Raw genomic sequence first — 20,330 nt, 5'->3', positions numbered from 1 at the left:
AGGAACTGCGGTGCCATGCTGAGCGTTGTTCCTTAGGCGCGGACTCGCTTAGACTCCGCCGACGCCGCCTTTGCGGGCGGCGTGCCCACCCCCATCCATCAGGCCGCTTCACCCGCGCGGTCGTGCGAAGGAAACTCCGTCCCGTGAATATCGTGACCCTCCTCCCGTTCATCGTGCTCATCGGGGCCATGTTCCTGATGACCAGGTCTGCCAAGAAGAAGCAGCAGGCCGCCGCGCAGATGCGTAACGACATGCAGCCCGGCACCGGCATCCGCACGATCGGGGGCATGTACGCCACCGTCAAGGAGGTCCACGACGACGCCGTCCTCCTTGAGGTGGCCCCCGGTGTCCACGCGGTTTACGCGAAGAACGCGATCGGCGCCGTCCTGGCCGACGACGAGTACAACCGCATCGTGCACGGCACCGAGGACGACCTGAACGAGGACGCCCCCGTCGTTCCGGACGACGCCTCCTCCCTGACCGAGCCCGCCGAGCCCGCCGACGCCTCCGACGACTCGCGCATCGACCTCGGCAAGAAGGACGCGGCCGCCGAGGCCGACGACGCGCAGCCGAAGAAGACCGACGGCGAGTCCGACGCGAAGTAGTCACGACCGGGGCCCGTGGGGCGCGCCGCTCGCGCGCACGGGCCCCGGATCACGTGCATTTCGCGCCGAATCTCGACACCACTTCATGGCCGCCCGACCGGGCCCTCCCCGCACCGTTCGGGGCCGGACCGGACGCCGGGCGGTTGGACAGGGAGAACGAGAAGGTGGCAGCACCGAAGAAGGGCCGAAGGCAGAGCGCACCGGGCAAGCCGGGCCGCGCGCTGGCCTTCATCCTGATCGCCCTCGTGGCGCTGACCGGGGGAATGTTCCTTTCCGGGCACACCACACCGCGGCTGGGCATCGACCTCGCGGGTGGTACGAGCATCACGCTGGAGGCGAGGAACGAGCCGGGCCAGGCGAACGCGATCAACCCGACCAACATGAACACCGCCGTTGACATCATCAACAACCGTGTCAACGGCCTGGGTGTCTCCGAGGCCGAGGTTCAGACCCAGGGCGATCGCAACATCATCGTCAACATCCCCAAGGGGACGAACGAGAAGCAGGCGCGCGAGCAGGTCGGTACGACCGCTCAGCTCTACTTCCGTCCGGTGATCACGCAGGCCCCCAGCGGCCCGGCTCCCGAGCCGTCCCCCAGCTCCTCGTCCGGCACGGACAAGGAGAAGGACAAGGGCAAGGCCACCGACAAGGCGACGGACAAGGCCACCGACAAGGACGAGGCGAACTCCCCGTCCTCCTCCGCGTCGCCCCAGGGCCGCGCCGTCAGCGAGGCCCTGAAGGCCGACCCGACCCCGTCCGCGTCGGACAAGGCCAAGGCCGAGGACGACAAGAAGAAGGACGAGAAGCCCTCGCCCACGCCGTCCACGGACGCGTCCACGGCCAAGCTCCAGGAGCAGTTCACCAAGCTGGACTGCACGGACAAGAAGGCCCGCGCGGCGGCCGGCAAGGGCATCAAGCCCTCCGAGCCCACCATCGCGTGCGGCAAGAGCCCCGACGGCAAGACGTGGGACAAGTTCATCCTTGCCCCGGCCGAGGTCAACGGCAAGGACGTCGACGAGGCGCAGGCGACCATCAAGCAGGACACCGGTGCCTGGGTCGTCAACATGGACTTCACCAAGGGCGGCGCGAAGAAGTTCGCGAAGACCACGAGCAAGCTCTCGCAGCAGCAGTCCCCGCAGAACCAGTTCGCGATCGTCCTGGACGGCGAGGTCGTCTCGGCCCCCAGCGTCCGCACGACCCTGAGCGCCAACGCCGAGATCTCCGGCAGCTTCAACCAGGACTCCGCGAAGGACCTCGCGAACATCCTGTCGTACGGCGCCCTGCCGCTCACCTTCCACGAGCAGAGCGTCACCACGGTCAGCCCGGCGCTCGGCGGCGAGCAGCTCCAGGCAGGTCTGATCGCGGGCGCCATCGGCCTCGCGCTCGTCATCATCTACCTGGTCGTGTACTACCGCGGTCTGTCCCTCATCGCCATCGCGAGCCTCCTGGTCTCCGCGGCGCTGACGTACACGATCATGACGCTGCTCGGCCCGACCATCAAGTTCGCGCTGAACCTGCCCGCGGTCTGCGGCGCCATCGTCGCCATCGGCATCACGGCGGACTCGTTCATCGTCTTCTTCGAACGAGTCCGCGACGAGGTCCGCGAGGGGCGTACGCTGCGCCCCGCCGTCGAGCGGGCCTGGCCGCGTGCCCGGCGCACGATCCTGGTCTCCGACTTCGTGTCGTTCCTCGCCGCCGCCGTGCTCTTCATCGTCACGGTCGGCAAGGTGCAGGGCTTCGCGTTCACGCTCGGCCTGACCACGCTGCTCGACGTCGTCGTGGTCTTCTTCTTCACCAAGCCGCTGATGACGCTCATGGCCCGCAAGAAGTTCTTCGCGAGCGGCCACAAGTGGTCCGGCTTCGACCCGAAGCGGCTCGGCATCAAGCCCCCGATCCGCCGCTCCCGCCGCGCCGCCGGCTCCTCCGTCGGCCCTGTCGACCCGAAGGAGGCGTGAGATGTCGAAGCTCGGCAATCTCGGCGCCAGGCTCTACCGCGGCGAGGTCGGCTACGACTTCGTCGGCAAGCGCAAGATCTGGTACGCCGTCTCGATCCTGATCACCATCACGGCCATCGTCGGCCTGGCGGTGCGCGGCCTGAACATGGGCATCGAGTTCGAGGGCGGCGCCGTCTTCAACACCCCGAAGACGAGCGTCTCGGTCGCGAAGGCCGAGGAGTCCGCGGAGAAGGCCGCCGGGCATGACGCGATCGTCCAGAAACTGGGCGATGACAGCATGCGCATCCAGATCGCGGGCGTGGACATCGCCAAGTCCGACCAGATCAAGACGGCGCTGGCCAAGGACCTCGACGTCAAGGCCGCGGACATCAACGCCGACCTGGTCGGCCCCAGTTGGGGTGAGCAGATCGCCAACAAGGCCTGGCAGGGCCTGGCGATCTTCATGGTCCTCGTGGTGATCTACCTCGCCATCGCCTTCGAGTGGCGCATGGCGCTGGCGGCACTGATCGCGCTCATCCACGACATCACCATCACGGTGGGTGTGTACGCCCTCGTCGGCTTCGAGGTCACGCCGGGCACGGTGATCGGTCTGCTGACCATCCTCGGTTACTCGCTCTACGACACGGTCGTGGTCTTCGACAGCTTGAAGGAGCAGTCGAAGGACCTCACCAAGCAGACCCGCTTCACCTACAGCGAGGTCGCCAACCGCAGCATCAACGGCACCCTGGTGCGCTCCATCAACACCACGGTCGTCGCGCTGCTCCCGGTGGCGGGCCTGCTGTTCATCGGTGGCGGTGTCCTCGGCGCCGGCATGCTCAACGACATCTCCCTGTCGCTGTTCGTCGGCCTCGCGGCCGGCGCGTACTCCTCGATCTTCATCGCGACGCCGCTCGTCGCCGACTTCAAGGAGCGCGAGCCGCAGCTGAAGGCCCTCAAGAAGCGGGTGCTCGCCAAGCGTGCCTCGGCCGCGGCCAAGGGGGACTCGGCGGAGGAGGGCGCCTTCACGGGTGACGACGAGCCGCAGGACAGCGCCCCCGACGACGCCACCCCGGCTGTCGTCGGCCCGCGGTCCCAGACTGCCGCGCGCAGCCGCGGCAAGGGCCGCCCCTCGGGGAAGCGCCGATGACCGAGCTCGCAGGCGTCACAGAGCTGCTGCTCAGCCGCATCCGTGACGTCCCGGACCATCCGGTGCCGGGCGTGACGTTCAAGGACATCACCCCGCTCCTGGCGGACCCGGTGGCGTTCACGGCACTCACCGACGCGCTGGCCGACTTCAGCGTGCGGCACGGCGCCACGAAGATCGTCGGCCTGGAGGCCCGCGGCTTCATCCTCGGCGCCCCGGTCGCGCTCCGCGCCGGGCTCGGCTTCATCCCCGTACGCAAGGCGGGCAAGCTCCCCGGAGCGACGCTGCGGCAGAGCTACGACCTGGAGTACGGCAGCGCCGAGATCGAGGTGCACGCCGAGGACCTGGCGGCGGGCGACCGCGTCATGGTCATCGACGACGTCCTGGCCACCGGCGGCACCGCCGGGGCCTCGCTGGACCTGATCCGGCGCTCCGGCGCCGAGGTGGCCGGCGTCGCGGTCCTGATGGAGCTCGGCTTCCTTGAGGGCCGGCGCAAGCTGGCCCAGGCCCTGGACGGGGCGCCCCTGGAGGCGCTGATCACCGTCTGAGCCGACACGCGCGACAGCACGACGGACGCCCCGGCACCGGCCGGGGCGTCCGTCGTGCCATGGGCCGCAGGGAATCCGGGGAATCGGCGCCTCGCCCCGCGCGTTTCTCCAGTACAGCGGTGTCTCACCCGCCGCAGGCGAGCGGAAGCCCCAGGATCGATACCATGGGTACTTCGGGGCCTGTCCGGGGGACCCCGATCGCGCACAGGGAGCGCTCTTGCCAGACGAGTCCCAGCCACTCACCGCCGCCAAGGCCGCCCAGAAGGCCCAGAAGGCCCAGCAGGCCTCGGCGGGCTCCGCCGTGCCCGCGAAGAAGGCAGAAGGCGCGCAGGGCGGCTCGTCCGCGCAGCGCGCCAAGGGAGAGGTTTCCCGGGGCGACAAACCGGCCGAGCAGCCCCGCCCGAGGCCGCCCGCGGACCACCACCCGACGGCCCCCGCGATCCGTCCCGCCACGGGCCAGCCCGCGCGCTCCGGCTCCTCCAACCGCGTACGGGCCCGCCTCGCCCGCCTCGGCGTCCAGCGTTCGAACCCGTACAACCCGGTCCTGGAGCCCCTGCTGCGGATAGTGCGCAGCAACGACCCCAAGATCGAGACGGCCACGCTCCGCCAGATCGAGCGGGCCTACCAGGTCGCCGAGCGCTGGCACCGCGGCCAGAAGCGCAAGAGCGGCGACCCGTACATCACGCACCCGCTCGCCGTGACGACCATCCTCGCCGAGCTCGGCATGGACCCGGCCACCCTGATGGCCGGTCTCCTGCACGACACCGTCGAGGACACCGAGTACGGCCTGGACACCCTGCGCCGCGACTTCGGCGACCAGGTGGCCCTGCTCGTCGACGGCGTCACCAAGCTCGACAAGGTCAAGTTCGGTGAGGCCGCGCAGGCCGAGACCGTGCGCAAGATGGTCGTCGCCATGGCCAAGGACCCGCGCGTCCTGGTCATCAAGCTCGCCGACCGCCTGCACAACATGCGCACCATGCGGTACCTCAAGCGCGAGAAGCAGGAGAAGAAGGCGCGCGAGACCCTGGAGATCTACGCGCCGCTCGCCCACCGCCTGGGCATGAACACCATCAAGTGGGAACTGGAGGACCTCGCCTTCGCGATCCTCTACCCCAAGATGTACGACGAGATCGTGCGCCTGGTCGCCGAGCGCGCCCCCAAGCGCGACGAGTACCTCGCCATAGTGACCGACGAGGTCCAGGCCGACCTGCGCGCCGCCCGCATCAAGGCCACCGTCACCGGCCGCCCGAAGCACTACTACAGCGTCTACCAGAAGATGATCGTCCGCGGCCGTGACTTCGCGGAGATCTACGACCTGGTGGGCATCCGTGTCCTCGTCGACACGGTCCGCGACTGCTACGCGGCGCTCGGCACCGTCCACGCGCGATGGAACCCGGTCCCCGGCCGGTTCAAGGACTACATCGCGATGCCGAAGTTCAACATGTACCAGTCGCTGCACACGACGGTCATCGGCCCCAACGGCAAGCCCGTCGAGCTCCAGATCCGTACGTTCGACATGCACCGCCGCGCCGAGTACGGCATCGCCGCGCACTGGAAGTACAAGCAGGAAGCCGTCGCCGGCGCCTCGAAGGTGCGTACGGACGTACCGAAGAAGGCGGGCGGCAAGGACGACCACCTCAACGACATGGCGTGGCTGCGCCAGCTCCTCGACTGGCAGAAGGAGACCGAGGACCCCAGCGAGTTCCTCGAATCCCTGCGCTTCGACCTCTCGCGCAACGAAGTCTTCGTCTTCACGCCGAAGGGCGACGTCATAGCGCTCCCCGCGGGCGCCACCCCCGTCGACTTCTCGTACGCCGTGCACACCGAGGTCGGCCACCGCACCATAGGGGCGCGGGTCAACGGCCGCCTCGTACCGCTCGAATCGACCCTGGACAACGGCGACCTGGTGGAGGTCTTCACCTCCAAGGCCGCTGGCGCCGGGCCGTCCCGCGACTGGCTGGGCTTCGTCAAGTCGCCGCGGGCGCGCAACAAGATCCGCGCGTGGTTCTCCAAGGAGCGCCGCGACGAGGCCATCGAGCAGGGCAAGGACGCCATCGCGCGGGCCATGCGCAAGCAGAACCTGCCGATCCAGCGCATCCTGACCGGCGACTCCCTGGTCACCCTCGCCCACGAGATGCGCTACCCCGACATCTCCTCCCTGTACGCGGCGATCGGCGAGGGACACGTCACCGCGCAGTCCGTCGTGCAGAAGCTCGTCCAGGCCCTCGGCGGCGAGGAGGCCGCCACCGAGGACATCGCCGAGAGCGCGCCGCCCTCGCGCGGACGCGGCAAGCGCCGCTCCAACGCCGACCCGGGCGTCGTCGTCAAGGGCGTCGAGGACGTATGGGTCAAGCTGGCCCGCTGCTGCACGCCCGTCCCCGGCGACCCCATCATCGGCTTCGTCACGCGCGGCAGCGGGGTGTCGGTCCACCGCAGCGACTGCGTGAACGTCGACTCGCTCTCGCGTGAGCCCGAGCGGATCCTTGAGGTCGAGTGGGCGCCGACGCAGTCCTCGGTCTTCCTCGTCGCCATCCAGGTGGAGGCCCTGGACCGCTCCCGCCTCCTGTCCGACGTCACGCGCATCCTCTCGGACCAGCACGTGAACATCCTCTCGGCGGCGGTGCAGACCTCCCGCGACCGCGTCGCCACCTCCCGCTTCACCTTCGAGATGGGCGACCCCAAGCACCTGGGGCATGTACTCAAGGCGGTGCGAGGGGTAGAGGGTGTGTACGACGTGTACCGGGTGACGTCGGCGCGCAGGCCCTGAGCGGGCGCGGCGGGTGGAGCGGGGGGAAGGCGATGGACCACGGGGAGGGCGCGATCGTCGCCGGGCGGTACCGGTTGCTCGGGCTGTTGGGGCGCGGCGGCATGGGTGTGGTGCACGAGGCCGAGGACACCCGGCTCGGGCGGCGCGTGGCGGTGAAGGTGCTGACGGCCGTCGAAGGCCTCGCCGAGGACGGCGAGGCCCGCGACCGGTTCCTGCGCGAGGCACGGGCCCTCGCCCGCATCGAACACCCGGCCGTGGTCACGCTGTACGACGCCGGGCTGGTCGAGGGCACGCCCTACCTCGTGATGCAGGTGCTCGACGGACTGAGCCTCGCGGAACTGGTCCAGCGGACCGGGCCGCTGCCGGCGCCCGTCGTCGCACAGGTCGCCCTGGACGTGGTGCGCGGGCTCGCCGCGGCGCACGAGTCGGGAGTCCTCCACCGGGACGTCAAGCCTTCCAACATCGGCATCAACCACGGCGGCCACGTCGTCCTGCACGACTTCGGGCTCGCCCGGCTCGCGGGGGAGCGGGCGATCACCAGGACGGGGGAGCTCGTCGGCACCCCGCAGTTCATGGCCCCGGAGGCCATCCGGGGCGCGGCCCCGTCACCGGCCGCCGACCTGTACGGCCTCGGCGCCTGCATGTACCTCATGCTCACCGGAGAGCTGCCGCTCGGTGACGCCACGGTGGACTACGGCGCCATCGTGGACCGCGCCCTCGGCGACGGCGTCCCCCGGCTCGCCGGACGCCTCCAAGGACCTCCCCGCGAGCTCCTCGACCTCGTCGACCGGCTCTGCGCCCAGAGCCCCGCCGACCGGCCGGGGCCCACCGGCACCACCGAAGAAGTGCTCGAACGGCACGCGGACGGCGGCCGGGACACTCTGGCCGCGCTCCTGGCCGGTCAGGTGAGGGACGAGGCGGTGCGCTCCCTGCACGAGGCGGCGGCCGTCGCCGAGGAACCGGAGTACGACTGGGAAGAGGCCGTCCCGCACCCGAGGGCCGAGCTCGCCGACCCGCTGCACCCGCCGACGCTCAGCGACGCCACCCGCCGCATCGTGCTCAGCAGCATGACCCCGCAGAACGCCCTGTCCCGCCAGCGCGAGGCGGTCAACCTCGTGCTCCGGGGCGAACTGCAGGAGGCCGCGCAGATGCTGGCCGCGGTCGTCCCCGTCTGCCTGTCGTCGCTCGGGCCCGCCCACCCGACCACGCTCATCAGCCAGTACTGGCAGGCCGTGTGCCTGGCCCGGCTGGGCGCGGGCGACAAGGCCGTCGAACTGCTCGCCCGGGTGAACCGTCAAGTGGACCAGCGAAGAGGGAGCGAGCGGTGACCGATCTGGTGGTGGAGGTACGCGAAGCCGACGCCGAGGACGCACTGCGGTCCCTGGCGGGCTGGCTGCGAGCGGACGAGTCCCTCGACGGGCAGCTGCGCAGCAGGGTCGCCCCGGCCGCGCCCGCCCCGGCGGACCACATGGGCACCGGTTTCGACGTGCTCGAACTCGTCCTCGGCAGCTCCCTGTCCACCGCCGCCCTGGTCGTCTCCCTGCTCCAGTGGCAGCTCTCGCGCCGCAGGGCCCCGGCCCTCGTCCTGAGCCGCGGCGACGTACGCGTGGAGCTGACGCCGGAAGCGGCCCGCGACGAGGAGACCCTGCGGCGCGTCATGGCGGTCCTGGAGCGCGGCGAGGGGGGCGCGGCCGATGGCGACGGCGCTTCCTGACCCGGCCCGCTCCCGCGCCGTCCTGATCGGCACCGCGTCCTACCGCCACCTGCCGCAGCTGCCGGCCGTCGAGGCCAATGTGGTGGACCTGGCGGCCGAGCTGTGCGACGCGACCGTCTGGGGACTTCCCGTCCAGCACTGCACCGTGGTCACCGACCCGCAGAGCGTGCCCGCCATGCTCGACCCCGTGCACCAGGCCGCCGATGAGGCCACGGACACCCTCGTCGTGTACTACGCCGGACACGGCATGCGCGACTCCGAGTCCGCCGACCTGTACCTCGCCCTCGGCGACTCCCGCGACACCATGGGCTACACCGCGGTCGCCTACCAGCATCTGCGCACCGCGCTGCGCGGCTCCCGCGCCCGGCGCAAGATCGTCGTACTCGACTGCTGCTTCAGCGGACGCGCCGCGCGCACCCTGTCCGGCGGTGACGTGCTCGCCGCGCAGGCCGCCGTCGACGGGGCGTACGTCCTCACCGCCTCGCCCCGCGACCGCGTGGCCCTCGCACCCGACGGGGAGCGCTACACGGCGTTCACCGGCGAACTCCTGACCGTGCTGCGCGGCGGTGTCCCCGACGGCCCCGAGCTGATCGACCTCGAAACGCTCTACCGCGTCCTGGAGGAGCGGCTGCGCGCCAAGAACCGCCCGCTGCCCCAGCGCTCCCAGGAGAACGGCGTCGGCCGGCTGCCCTTCGCCCGCAACAAGGCCCGCGCCGCCCGCAGCGCTCCCGCGGGCCCGGTCCTCGCGACCGACATCCGCGCGGCCATGGTCGCCACCGGACTGAACATCGCCCGGCTGCTGCGCGCCGAGGGGAACACCCGCGACGCCCTGCCGGTGCTGCGCCTCGCGCTCCAGGAGCAGGTCAGCGACGGCCGGGGCGAACTGCTCGCCGTACAACTGGAGTTGTCGGAACTACTGGCCGAGACGGGGCAGATCCGCGAGGCCATCGAGGTCCTCGAACTCGCCTTCCAGCAGGTGCACAAGGTGTACGGGCCCGAGGCCGTCCTCGTCTGCCGCAGGCTCGCCGATCTGCTCCAGGAGTCCGGCAACCACATCCAGGCCTGCGAGGTCCTCAAACACGCGCTGGACCTCACCGAGTACGGGGGAGTGGGCACCGCGCCGTAGGCACCGGGAACGCCGCAGGGCCCGGCCGGTGCGCTCGCCACCGGCCGGGCCCTCCTCGTGTCGCGGGATCAGCCGCCGAACTCGTGCAGGCCCTTCAGCGCCTGGTCGAGCAGCGCCTGACGGCCATCGAGCTCCTTCTGGAGCTTGTCGGCCTTGGCGTTGTTGCCCGCCGCGCGCGCCGTCTCGATCTGGCCGCGCAGCTTGTCCACGGCCGCCTGGAGCTGGCCGGTGAGCCCCTCGGCACGCGCGCGTGCTTCCGGGTTCGTGCGGCGCCACTCGGCTTCCTCGGACTCCTGGAGCGCCCGCTCCACGGCCTGCATACGGCCCTCGACCTTGGGCCGGGCGTCACGCGGGACGTGTCCGATGGCCTCCCAGCGTTCGTTGATCGAGCGGAACGCGGCACGGGCCGCCTTCAGGTCCGTCACCGGGACGAGCTTCTCGGCCTCCTCGGCCAGCTCCTCCTTGAGCTTCAGGTTCTCCGACTGCTCGGCGTCGCGCTCCGCGAAGACCTCGCTGCGTGCCGCGAAGAACACGTCCTGGGCGCCGCGGAAGCGGTTCCACAGGTCGTCCTCGTGCTCGCGCTGGGCGCGTCCCGCCGCCTTCCAGTCGCCCATCAGCTCGCGGTACCGCGCGGCCGTCGGACCCCAGTCCGTCGAGCTCGACAGCGCCTCGGCCTCGGCGACCAGCTTCTCCTTGGCCTTGCGGGCCTCCTCGCGCTGCGCGTCCAGCGACGCGAAGTGCGCCTTGCGGCGCTTGGAGAACGCCGAGCGCGCGTGCGAGAAGCGGTGCCACAGCTCGTCGTCCGACTTGCGGTCGAGCCGCGGCAGGCCCTTCCAGGTGTCCACCAGGGCCCGCAGCCGCTCACCCGCCGACCGCCACTGCTCGCTCTGGGCCAGCTCCTCGGCCTCGACGACCAGGGCCTCCTTGGCGTGCCGCGCCTCGTCGGACTGCTTGGCCTTCTGGGCCTTGCGCTCCTCGCGGCGGGCCTCGACGGTCTCCACCAGCTTGTCGAGCCGCTTGCTCAGGGCGTCCAGATCGCCGACCGCGTGCGCCTCGTCGACCTGCTGGCGCAGATGGCCGATGGCGGTCATCGCGTCCTTGGCCGACAGGTCGGTCGTCTTCACCCGGCGCTCGAGAAGTCCGATCTCGACGACCAGACCGTCGTACTTGCGCTCGAAATAGGCGAGGGCCTCGTCAGGAGAGCCTGCCTGCCACGAACCGACCACTCGCTCGCCGCCGTCGGCCGTACGCACGTACACGGTCCCCGTCTCGTCGACGCGGCCCCACGGGTCGCTGCTCACAGCGCCTCCTCCACATGATGCCTGCGCAGGGCCGTCGGGCCCCCGGCATCGTCCACAGTTTCGTCACCGCCAACATAGGCGACCGGCGGGGCGGCTGTCCGCATCCCGCACGACCGAAGTTTGCCCGGCGGCGCTCAGGATTTCGTGACGGTCGCCTTGTCGATGACGACGGTCGCGTTCGGGGCGCCGTCGCCCCGCCCGGAGCTCTCCCCGGCGGCGGCGATCTTCTTCAGCACCTTCATCCCGGAATCGGAAATGGTCCCGAACGGTGTGTAGTCGGGCGGGAGCTGACTGTCCTGGTAGACGAGGAAGAACTGGCTGCCGCCGGTGTCACGGCCCTTCTTCTCCCGGGCGTTGTACTGGTTCGCCATGGCGACCGTGCCCGCCGGATACACATTCCCCTTCAGGCGCTTGTCCTTCAGGTTCTCGTCGGGGATCGAGTAACCCGGGCCGCCCTCGCCGGTCCCCTTCGGGTCGCCGCACTGAAGGACGTAGATGCCGCCGGTGGTGAGGCGGTGGCACTTGGTGTGGTCGAGGTAGCCCTTGTTCACCAGGAAGTCGAACGAGTTGACCGTGCGCGGGGCCTTCGCCGCGTCGAGGTCCAGGCTGATGTCACCGCACGTCGTCTTCAGGTTCATCGTGTAGTCGGCGGACTCGTCGACCTTGAGGGCCGGCTCCTTCTTGAAGCTCAGCGGCTTCACCTTGCCGGGAGCCGCCTTCGCGCACGGGTCCTTGGGCGTGCTGGTGGGCTCGGTGGCAGCGTCGTCCTTCGTCGCACCGCCGCCGTCGAAGGCGCCCGCCGCGTACGACACCGCGCCGCCCGCCACCACCACCGCGAGCGCCCCCGCGATCACGCCGTTGCGCAGGCGCGCCCTGCGCCGCGCGGCCTCCCGCCGCCGCTGCTGACGCTCGAACTTCTCCCGGGCGAGCTGCCGCCGCCGTTGATCGCTGCTGACCACCGGGTTCTCTCCCCTTTTGCCGTTCGGCCCGGCTCCCCGGACCTTTCTCAAGACCGCCTGAATGTGCCCCGTACCGTATATGGGTTACCTGTGGAATCGGCAGCGCCGGTAGGCTCTGATCTGCCGCATTCTCCCGTTCCGGGGGCTGCGGCCCCTCCCGCCGGACGACGAACGAAGGACGATCGTGCTCATTGCCGGGTTCCCCGCCGGGGCCTGGGGCACCAACTGCTACTTGGTCGCCCCCGCCGCAGGCGAGGAGTGCGTGATCATCGACCCGGGCCATCAGGCCGCCCAGGGAGTCGAGGACGCACTCAAGAAGCATCGGCTCAAGCCCGTCGCGGTCATCCTCACCCACGGCCACATCGACCACGTCGCCTCGGTCGTCCCGGTCTGCGGAGCGCACGACGTGCCCGCGTGGATCCACCCCTGTGACCGGTACATGATGAGCGACCCCGAGAAGGCGCTCGGCCGCTCCATCGGGATGCCGCTCATGGGGGAGCTGACCGTGGGTGAGCCCGACGACATGCGGGAGCTGGCCGACGGCGCCGAGCTGAAGCTGGCGGGCCTCGACTTCTCCGTCGCGCACGCGCCGGGCCATACGAAGGGGTCGGTGACCTTCCAGCTGCCCGAGACGGCCGAGATCCCCTCGGTCTTCTTCTCGGGCGATCTGCTCTTCGCCGGCTCCATCGGACGCACCGACCTGCCCGGCGGCAGCCACCCCGAGATCCTTGAGTCGCTGGCCCGCGTGTGCCTGCCGCTCGACGACTCCACCGTGGTGCTGTCCGGCCACGGCCCCCAGACATCCATCGGCCAGGAGCGCGCCACCAACCCGTATCTGCGGCAGGTGGCCTCCGGCCTGGGCGCGGACCAGACGTCCGCCCCGCGACGAGGAATGTGACGAGAGAAATTCCGTGAGCACCTTCAAGGCCCCCAAGGGCACGTACGACCTGCTTCCGCCGGACTCCGCGAAGTTCCTCGCGGTGCGCGAGGCGATCTCCGCCCCGCTGCGCACCTCCGGGTACGGCTACATCGAGACGCCCGGCTTTGAAAACGTCGAGCTGTTCGCGCGCGGTGTCGGTGAGTCCACCGACATCGTCACCAAGGAGATGTACGCCTTCACCACCAAGGGCGGCGACGAGCTCGCGCTGCGCCCCGAGGGCACCGCGTCCGTGCTGCGCGCGGCCCTGGAGGGCAACCTCCACAAGGCGGGCAACCTCCCGGTCAAGCTCTGGTACTCCGGCTCCTACTACCGCTACGAACGCCCCCAGAAGGGCCGCTACCGGCACTTCTCGCAGGTCGGCGCCGAGGCGATCGGCGCCGAGGACCCGGCGATCGACGCCGAGCTGATCATCCTGGCCGACCAGGCCTACCGCGCCCTCGGCCTGCGGAACTTCCGCATCCTGCTCAACTCGCTGGGCGACAAGGAGTGCCGTCCCGTCTACCGCGCTGCGCTCCAGGACTTCCTGCGCGGCCTGGACCTGGACGAGGAGACACGTCGACGTATCGACATCAACCCGCTCCGCGTCCTCGACGACAAGCGGGCCGAGGTGCAGAAGCAGCTCGTGGGCGCCCCCTCGCTGCGCGACTACCTGTGCGATGCGTGCAAGGCGTACCACGAGGAGGTCCGTGAGCTGATCACGGCGGCCGGCGTCGTCTTCGAGGACGACGAGAAGCTGGTCCGCGGCCTGGACTACTACACCCGCACCACCTTCGAGTTCGTCCACGACGGCCTCGGCTCGCAGTCCGCCGTCGGCGGCGGCGGGCGTTACGACGGCCTCTCCGAGATGATCGGCGGCCCCTCGCTGCCCTCGGTCGGCTGGGCGCTCGGCGTGGACCGCACGGTGCTCGCCCTGGAAGCGGAGGGCGTCGAGCTCGCCCTGCCCTCGTCCACCAGCGTCTTCGCGGTCCCGCTCGGCGACGAGGCGCGCCGCGTGCTCTTCGCCAAGGTGACGGAGCTGCGCAAGGCTGGTGTGGCGGCGGACTTCTCGTACGGCGGGAAGGGGCTGAAGGCGGCCATGAAGGCGGCCAACCGCTCCGGTGCGCGGTACGCGCTCGTCGCCGGTGAGCGCGACCTCGCCGAGGGCGTCGTCCAGCTCAAGGACATGGAGTCCGGGGAGCAGGAGCCGGTCGCGGTCGACGAGATCGTCGCCGTCCTCAAGGGCAAGCCGGCGTAGGCGAGTTCGCTTCCGGTGTCGAGGGGCGAGGTCACGGGCAGAGCCCACCGGCCTCGCCCTTGGCGACGACCGTGCCCCGTACGTCCACGGCGAGTTCGTATGCGTGTGCTGTCATGCCGTCGAGCGTCCCGTGGAGGCCGGCGCCCCGCTCCCCCCGTGCGGACCTACTTATGTCCATCGAACGGTGGACACACAGGCGCGTACGGCACAATGTGCGTGCCCGCAGGCCACCACAAGCGACGGAACGGCGTGATGACCAAAACGATGTCAGCGAAGGACGGCGCCCAGGACCACGACGAGCGGGTGGAGGCTCCACGCGCCGTCGGCGGAAGCCGCGCGTTCGCCGTGCTCCTGGTGATCACGGGCGCGGCCGGTCTGCTCGCCTCCTGGATCATCACCCTCGACAAGCTGGAACTCCTGAAGAACCCGAATTTCCAGCCGGGGTGCAGCATCAACCCCATCGTGTCCTGCGGCAGCATCATGAAGAGCGAGCAGGCGACGGTCTTCGGCTTCCCCAACCCGCTGCTGGGCCTGGTCACCTACGCCATCGTCATCGGTGTCGGCATGAGCCTGCTCGCCGGGGCGCGCTTCCCGCGCTGGTACTGGCTGACGTTCAACGCGGGCACTCTCTTCGGAGTCGGGTTCTGCACCTGGCTGATGATCCAGTCGCTGTACCACATCAACGCGCTCTGCCTGTGGTGCTGCCTGGCCTGGCTCGCCACGCTCCTGATGTTCTGGTACGTCACGTCGTTCAACATCCGCCACGGCTTCCTGCCCGCGCCGCGCTGGGCCAAGAGCTTCCTGGAGGACTTCACCTGGGCGCTGCCCGTGATGCACACCGGCGTCATCGCGATGCTGATCCTCACGCGCTGGGGCGCCGACCTCTGGGCCTGAACCGCGTCAGGAAGGATTGTCAGTGGGGTGACATAGGGTTTTGGACGTGGAGCCCGACCTGTTCACCGCCGCAGCCGAAGACCGCCAGGAGAAGGATCCGTCCAGTAGTCCCCTGGCCGTCCGGATGCGCCCCCGTACCCTCGACGAAGTCGTCGGCCAGCAGCATCTGCTGAAGCCGGGCTCGCCCCTGCGCCGCCTGGTGGGCGAGGCCGGGGAGGCCCGGCGGGCCCCTCCTCGGTGCTCTTGTGGGGCCCGCCCGGCATCGGCAAGACGACCCTCGCGTATGTCGTCTCCAAGGCGACGAACAAGCGCTTCGTGGAGCTGTCCGCGATCACCGCGGGCGTCAAGGAAGTGCGCGCGGTCATCGACGGCGCCCGCAGGGCCATGGGCGGCCACGGCAAGGAGACCGTCCTCTTCCTCGACGAGATCCACCGCTTCAGCAAGGCCCAGCAGGACTCCCTCCTGCCCGCCGTCGAGAACCGCTGGGTGACGCTGATCGCGGCGACCACCGAGAACCCGTACTTCTCGATCATCTCCCCGCTCCTCTCCCGCTCCCTGCTGCTCACCCTCGAACCGCTCACGGACGACGACCTGCGCGATCTGCTGCGCCGGGCCGTCACCGACGAGCGGGGCCTCGGCGGCGCGGTCGAGCTGCCCGAGGAGGCCGAGGAGCATCTGCTGCGGATCGCGGGCGGCGACGCCCGGCGCGCGCTCACCGCCCTGGAGGCGGGCGCCGGCTCGGCCCTCGCCAAGGGCGAGAAGGAGCTCACCCTCCAGACCCTGGAGGAGTCCGTCGACCGGGCCGCGGTGAAGTACGACCGCGACGGCGACCAGCACTACGACGTGGCGAGCGCCCTCATCAAGTCCATCCGCGGCTCCGACGTCGACGCGGCCCTGCACTATCTGGCCCGCATGATCGAGGCCGGCGAGGACCCCCGCTTCATCGCGCGGCGCCTGATGATCTCCGCCAGCGAGGACATCGGCCTCGCCGACCCCACGGCCCTGCCCATCGCGGTCGCCGCCGCCCAGGCCGTCGCCATGATCGGCTTCCCCGAGGCCGCGCTCACCCTCAGCCACGCCACGATCGCCCTCGCCCTGGCCCCGAAGTCGAACGCCGCGACGATCGCCATCCAGCAGGCCCAGGCCGACATCCGCGGCGGCCTCGCCGGCCCCGTCCCGCCCCACCTGCGCGACGGTCACTACAAGGGCGCCGCCAAGCTGGGGCACGCGCAGGGTTACGTCTACCCCCACGACGTCCCCGGCGGCATCGCCGCCCAGCAGTACGCCCCGGACACCATCGAGGGCAAGCGCTACTACCAGCCGACGCGCTACGGCGCCGAGGCGCGGTACGCCGACGTGGTCGAGCGGGTCCGCGCCCGGCTCAAGGGCGAGCAGCCCGAGAGCTAGCACCGCACCGCACGCGCCCCGGCTGAGGCACCCCGCCGCACCCGGTACACTTGCCCGAAGTGCTGCGTCCCGTGCCCGGTCTCGTACCGGCACCACCAGAACGGGACATCCAGCCGGAACCCCACCGCCGTAAGGCGCGGGGATCCAGGAGCGTCGCGCACCGTCGAAGGTGTCGCGGGCAGCCCACCACCACCCCGGAGCCCAGCCCCGGGAACCGGTCGGTGGGCCACTCGCGTACTGCACATAGTGCCCAGACCAGGGAGCGGCTGCCTTGAGAGCCCATGGTGGCTCACGAGGTTTCCCAGGCTGCGGATGCGACCTCCCCTAACCACTGGTGAAGCCGAATTCACATTGAACAGAGAGGTTGGTTCATGCCGAACCAGTCCCGCCCCAAGGTCAAGAAGTCCCGTGCTCTTGGCATCGCGCTGACCCCGAAGGCCGTCAAGTACTTCGAGGCCCGCCCCTACCCGCCGGGCGAGCACGGCCGTGGGCGCAAGCAGAACTCGGACTACAAGGTCCGTCTGCTGGAGAAGCAGCGTCTGCGCGCGCAGTACGACGTGTCCGAGCGCCAGCTCGTCCGCGCCTACGAGCGTGCCGCCAAGACGCAGGGCAAGACCGGTGAGGCCCTGGTCATCGAGCTGGAGCGTCGTCTCGACGCCCTGGTTCTGCGTTCGGGCATCGCCCGCACGATCTACCAGGCCCGCCAGATGGTCGTGCACGGCCACATCGAGGTCAACGGCCAGAAGGTCGACAAGCCGTCCTTCCGCGTCAAGCCGGACGACGTCGTCATGGTCCGCGAGCGCAGCCGCGAGAAGCCGCTGTTCCAGGTCGCGCGTGAGGGTGGCTTCGCCCCCGACGGCGAGACCCCGCGCTACCTCCAGGTGAACCTGAAGGCCCTGGCCTTCCGCCTGGACCGCGACCCGAACCGCAAGGAGATCCCCGTGATCTGCGACGAGCAGCTCGTCGTCGAGTACTACGCCCGCTGACCCGGACGTAGCTCACCCTGCTTCAGCCCGTCGCCTCCCCGCCCTTCCCGGCGGGGCAGGCGGCGGGTTCGGTCGTTTCCGGGGCCGGGGCGCAGCGCCCGCGCGACCGCCGCGTCCAGATTCAGCCCCGCCCCCGTGCGTACGCACTCCTCGTACCGCTCGTCGCCGAGCGCCGCGCGGGCCCGCTCCTCGCACAACACGTGCGGCCCGCCGAAGTTCCCCGACCCGAACAGCGGCAGCCCCACCGAGGGCCAGATGCGGGACGCGGCACCCTGGAGCACCGCCGCCTCCGCCGGGTCGCCCTCCGTGACCGTGAACAGCGCGAGCAGCTCCAGGGACAGGACCGTACCCAGCAGATCGTGGAAGCGGTGGTTGAGGGCGAGCGACTCGGCCAGCAGCGCCCGCGCCTCCTGCGCCTCGCCGTGGGTCCAGGCCGCGAAGCCGAGGACATAGAGGGCGTACGCGAGGGCCCAGCGCTCGCCGTGGTCCTCGCAGATCCGGCGGACGTCCTCGCACAGCTCCACCGCCCCGGCGAGGTCGCCGCGGAAGGCCAGCGCCATCGCCAGCTCGACCTGGCCCATCAGCACATTGCTGTTGAGCTCACCGATCTCCCGGTAGCGCTCCAGCGCCGAGCGCAGCAGCCTCTCCGCGCGTGGGATGTCGTCCGTGACCAGCGCCAGACAGCCGATGCGGTGCTCGGCGTAGGCCGCCGCGACCGCACTGCCCGAGCGCTCGGCGCCGTCACGGCACTCGTGCAGCGCGGCCACGGCGGCGACGGTGTCGCCCTGGAGCACCGCCACGTAGCCGAGCACCCACAGCGCCTTGAGTCGCGCGTCCGCGTGGCCGCCGTCCAGCTCCAGCGCCCGGTCGAGCCAGTGCCTGCCCTCCGCGAGCCGACCGCAGCCGACCCAGTAGAACCACAGTGTGCCCGCGAGGTACTGCCCGAGGTGGGCCTCGCCGCCGTCGTCGAGGCAGAACTCCAACGCGGCGCGCATATTGGGCAGTTCCGCGTCGACCAGGGCCGCGACCTCGGGCTGGCGCGGCGAGAACCAGTCCAGCTCGCACCACGTGGCGAGCCCCATGTACCAGTCGCGGTGCCTGCGCCGCAGCCGCGTGGCCTCACCCGCCGCCTCCAGCCACTCCGCGCCGTACGCCCGGACCGTGTCGAGCATGCGGTACCGCACGCCCGCGGGCCACTCCTCGCGGTTCACGACGGACTGCGCGAGCAGTTCGTCCAGTACGTCGATGATGTCGTCGGCGTGCAGCCCGTCCCCGGCGCACACGTACTCGACCGCCTCCAGATCGAACTGCCCGGTGAACACCGAAAGCCGTGACCACAGCAGCCGCTCGCGGGGCGTGCACAGCTCATGGCTCCAGCCGATGGCCGTGCGCAGCGTCTGATGGCGGGGCGGCACGTCGCGGCGCACCCCCGTCAGCAGCCGGAAGCGGTCGTCGAGGCGGGAGACCAGCTGCGCGGGGGAGAGGACCCGCAGCCGCCCCGCCGCCAGTTCGACGGCGAGCGGGATGCCGTCCAGGCGCCGGCACAGCTCAAGGACGTCCTCGCGGTTGCCGTCGTCCAAAACGAAGCGGGGCACGCACGCCGCCGCCCGGTCCGTGAAGAGGTCGGCAGCTTCCTTCGGGGGCAGTGGCGCGAGCGACAGGAGCCGCTCGCCCTCGGTCTCCAGCGGCCTGCGCCCCACCGCGAGCACCCGGAGCCCGGGGGAGTGCACCAGCAGCTCGCGCACCAGCGAGGCGCACGCGTCCACGAGGTGCTCGAACCCGTCGACGACAAGGAGGAGTTCCCGCTCCGCGAGGTGCTCGCGCAGCACCTGACGCGGCGGCCTGCTCGTGTGGTCGGTCAGCCCCAGGGCCTCGGCGACGGCGTGCTCGACCAGGTCCGCGTCCCGCAGCGGCGCCAGGTCCACCAGCCAGGCCCCGTCGCGCGGCCGGCGCCGCCCCGCGGCCCGCACGGCCAGCCGCGACTTCCCCACTCCGCCGGCCCCGGTGATCGTGACCAGCCGCCCGGCCTCCAAGGCCGCGGCCAGCTCGGCCAGTTCGGTGCCGCGCCCGACGAAGGCGTTCAGTTCCAGGGGGAGGTTGCCGGGGTGAGAGGCTCGCATGAGATACGGAGCGTACTCACGCGGATGCGGTCCGTACAACCGCGTGAGGCATGTCCTGTGACGGCGGGCGGGAATGCGGTACGGACCGAGCGCCCCGGCGCGATAGGCTCGGGGGACGACTTCTCGATGTTCAGGTTCGATGTTCAGGGACGATGTCTCGGACGATGTCTCAGGGAGCGGTGCCAAGTGTCCGGTGGAGAGGTTGCCGGGATCCTGGTGGCCGTCTTCTGGGCGATCCTGGTCTCCTTCCTCGCGGTGGCACTGGCGAGGCTGGCCCAGACGCTCAGGGCGACCACCAAGCTCGTCGCGGACGTGACCGAGCAGGCGGTCCCCCTCCTGACGGACGCCTCCTCAGCGGTGCGCTCCGCGCAGACGCAGATCGACCGCGTCGACGCCATCGCCTCCGACGTCCAGGAGGTCACGTCGAACGCGTCGGCGCTCTCCAGCACAGTCGCCTCCACCTTTGGCGGCCCGCTCGTCAAGGTGGCCGCGTTCGGTTACGGCGTACGCCGGGCCATCAGCCGCAAGCCCGGCCCGGAAGTGAAGGACATGCCCGCCAAACCGTCCCGTCGTACGGTGATCGTGGGCCGCACCGTCCCCTCCGCACGGCAGCGGAAGCGGGACAACCGGAATAAGAGGGACTGACGCAGC

General features: G+C 70.6%; 16 protein-coding genes and 2 pseudogenes. 14 read left to right on the top strand and 4 right to left on the bottom strand.

Annotated elements, in window-relative coordinates:
- The first annotated feature begins 143 nt into the window (after window positions 1-143).
- The 8 genes from yajC (at window position 144) to ACOBQB_RS16145 (ending at window position 9,838) form a co-directional block, all read left to right on the top strand.
- Window positions 144-605 carry a preprotein translocase subunit YajC gene (gene yajC / locus ACOBQB_RS16180; protein ID WP_423592488.1) on the top strand — a complete coding sequence of 154 codons (462 nt, stop codon included), beginning with the start codon at window positions 144-146 and terminating at the stop codon, window positions 603-605.
- Window positions 606-769: 164 nt separating this feature from the next.
- Complete coding sequence (gene secD, locus ACOBQB_RS16175) at window positions 770-2,560, top strand: protein translocase subunit SecD (protein WP_423592486.1); 1,791 nt, start codon at window positions 770-772, stop codon at window positions 2,558-2,560.
- Window position 2,561: 1 nt separating this feature from the next.
- Window positions 2,562-3,686, top strand: a complete 1,125-nt coding sequence (secF, locus tag ACOBQB_RS16170) for a protein translocase subunit SecF (protein ID WP_423592485.1) — start codon at window positions 2,562-2,564, stop codon at window positions 3,684-3,686.
- Complete coding sequence (locus ACOBQB_RS16165) at window positions 3,683-4,231, top strand: adenine phosphoribosyltransferase (RefSeq protein WP_423592483.1); 549 nt, start codon at window positions 3,683-3,685, stop codon at window positions 4,229-4,231. The genes secF and ACOBQB_RS16165 overlap by 4 nt, the downstream gene beginning before the upstream one ends.
- Before the next feature lie 217 nt (window positions 4,232-4,448).
- Window positions 4,449-6,998 carry a RelA/SpoT family protein gene (locus tag ACOBQB_RS16160; protein WP_423592482.1) on the top strand — a complete coding sequence of 850 codons (2,550 nt, stop codon included), beginning with the start codon at window positions 4,449-4,451 and terminating at the stop codon, window positions 6,996-6,998.
- Window positions 6,999-7,030: 32 nt separating this feature from the next.
- On the top strand, window positions 7,031-8,326 hold the full coding sequence (locus ACOBQB_RS16155; RefSeq protein WP_423592481.1) for a protein kinase domain-containing protein: 1,296 nt from the start codon (window positions 7,031-7,033) through the stop codon (window positions 8,324-8,326).
- Window positions 8,323-8,712, top strand: a complete 390-nt coding sequence (locus tag ACOBQB_RS16150; protein ID WP_423592480.1) for an effector-associated constant component EACC1 — start codon at window positions 8,323-8,325, stop codon at window positions 8,710-8,712. Before ACOBQB_RS16155 ends, ACOBQB_RS16150 begins: the two co-directional genes overlap by 4 nt.
- On the top strand, window positions 8,693-9,838 hold the full coding sequence (locus ACOBQB_RS16145; RefSeq protein ID WP_423592478.1) for a caspase, EACC1-associated type: 1,146 nt from the start codon (window positions 8,693-8,695) through the stop codon (window positions 9,836-9,838). The genes ACOBQB_RS16150 and ACOBQB_RS16145 overlap by 20 nt, the downstream gene beginning before the upstream one ends.
- Window positions 9,839-9,906: 68 nt before the next feature.
- Here ACOBQB_RS16145 and ACOBQB_RS16140 read toward each other — a convergent pair whose 3' ends face one another.
- On the bottom strand, window positions 9,907-11,139 hold the full coding sequence (locus ACOBQB_RS16140; RefSeq protein ID WP_423592476.1) for a DUF349 domain-containing protein: 1,233 nt from the start codon (window positions 11,137-11,139) through the stop codon (window positions 9,907-9,909).
- Window positions 11,140-11,273: 134 nt separating this feature from the next.
- The gene (locus ACOBQB_RS16135) at window positions 11,274-12,098 is read right to left on the bottom strand and encodes a peptidylprolyl isomerase (protein WP_423592475.1); all 825 of its coding nucleotides are present in this window, start codon (window positions 12,096-12,098) and stop codon (window positions 11,274-11,276) included.
- A gap of 184 nt (window positions 12,099-12,282) precedes the next feature.
- Here ACOBQB_RS16135 and ACOBQB_RS16130 point away from each other — a divergent pair, with 184 nt between their 5' ends.
- Both ACOBQB_RS16130 and hisS read left to right on the top strand, forming a co-directional pair.
- Window positions 12,283-12,996: an MBL fold metallo-hydrolase gene (locus tag ACOBQB_RS16130; protein WP_423592473.1), complete on the top strand. Its 714-nt coding sequence runs from the start codon at window positions 12,283-12,285 to the stop codon at window positions 12,994-12,996.
- A gap of 13 nt (window positions 12,997-13,009) precedes the next feature.
- Window positions 13,010-14,272 (top strand): histidine--tRNA ligase, encoded by a 1,263-nt coding sequence (gene hisS, locus ACOBQB_RS16125; protein WP_423592471.1) that lies wholly within the window; start codon window positions 13,010-13,012, stop codon window positions 14,270-14,272.
- Between the two features lie 31 nt (window positions 14,273-14,303).
- On the opposite strand, the gene ACOBQB_RS16120 is transcribed toward hisS, so the two are convergent.
- Window positions 14,304-14,450 carry a hypothetical protein gene (locus tag ACOBQB_RS16120; RefSeq protein WP_423592469.1) on the bottom strand — a complete coding sequence of 49 codons (147 nt, stop codon included), beginning with the start codon at window positions 14,448-14,450 and terminating at the stop codon, window positions 14,304-14,306.
- Between the two features lie 74 nt (window positions 14,451-14,524).
- Between ACOBQB_RS16120 and ACOBQB_RS16115 the strand changes: the two genes are divergently transcribed.
- The 3 genes and pseudogenes from ACOBQB_RS16115 to rpsD all read left to right on the top strand — a co-directional run bounded on the left by ACOBQB_RS16115 (window position 14,525) and on the right by rpsD (window position 17,559).
- Window positions 14,525-15,166 (top strand): vitamin K epoxide reductase family protein, encoded by a 642-nt coding sequence (locus tag ACOBQB_RS16115; protein WP_423592468.1) that lies wholly within the window; start codon window positions 14,525-14,527, stop codon window positions 15,164-15,166.
- 46 nt (window positions 15,167-15,212) lie between these two features.
- Window positions 15,213-16,573: pseudogene (locus tag ACOBQB_RS16110) on the top strand (replication-associated recombination protein A).
- 371 nt (window positions 16,574-16,944) lie between these two features.
- Window positions 16,945-17,559 (top strand): 30S ribosomal protein S4, encoded by a 615-nt coding sequence (rpsD, locus tag ACOBQB_RS16105; RefSeq protein WP_055698916.1) that lies wholly within the window; start codon window positions 16,945-16,947, stop codon window positions 17,557-17,559.
- A 22-nt stretch (window positions 17,560-17,581) separates the two neighbouring features.
- Here the strand turns inward: rpsD and ACOBQB_RS16100 are convergent.
- Window positions 17,582-19,679, bottom strand: a pseudogene (locus tag ACOBQB_RS16100) (ATP-binding protein).
- Between the two features lie 186 nt (window positions 19,680-19,865).
- Between ACOBQB_RS16100 and ACOBQB_RS16095 the strand changes: the two are divergent.
- On the top strand, window positions 19,866-20,324 hold the full coding sequence (locus ACOBQB_RS16095) for a DUF948 domain-containing protein (protein WP_423592466.1): 459 nt from the start codon (window positions 19,866-19,868) through the stop codon (window positions 20,322-20,324).
- Window positions 20,325-20,330: the final 6 nt, after the last annotated feature.

Source organism: Streptomyces sp. G5(2025), from assembly GCF_049542075.1.
In the GTDB taxonomy this organism is placed as follows: Bacteria; Actinomycetota; Actinomycetes; order Streptomycetales; family Streptomycetaceae; genus Streptomyces.
Note: the sequence above shows the minus strand (reverse complement) of the source record. Positions and strands in the feature narration are given on the sequence as shown.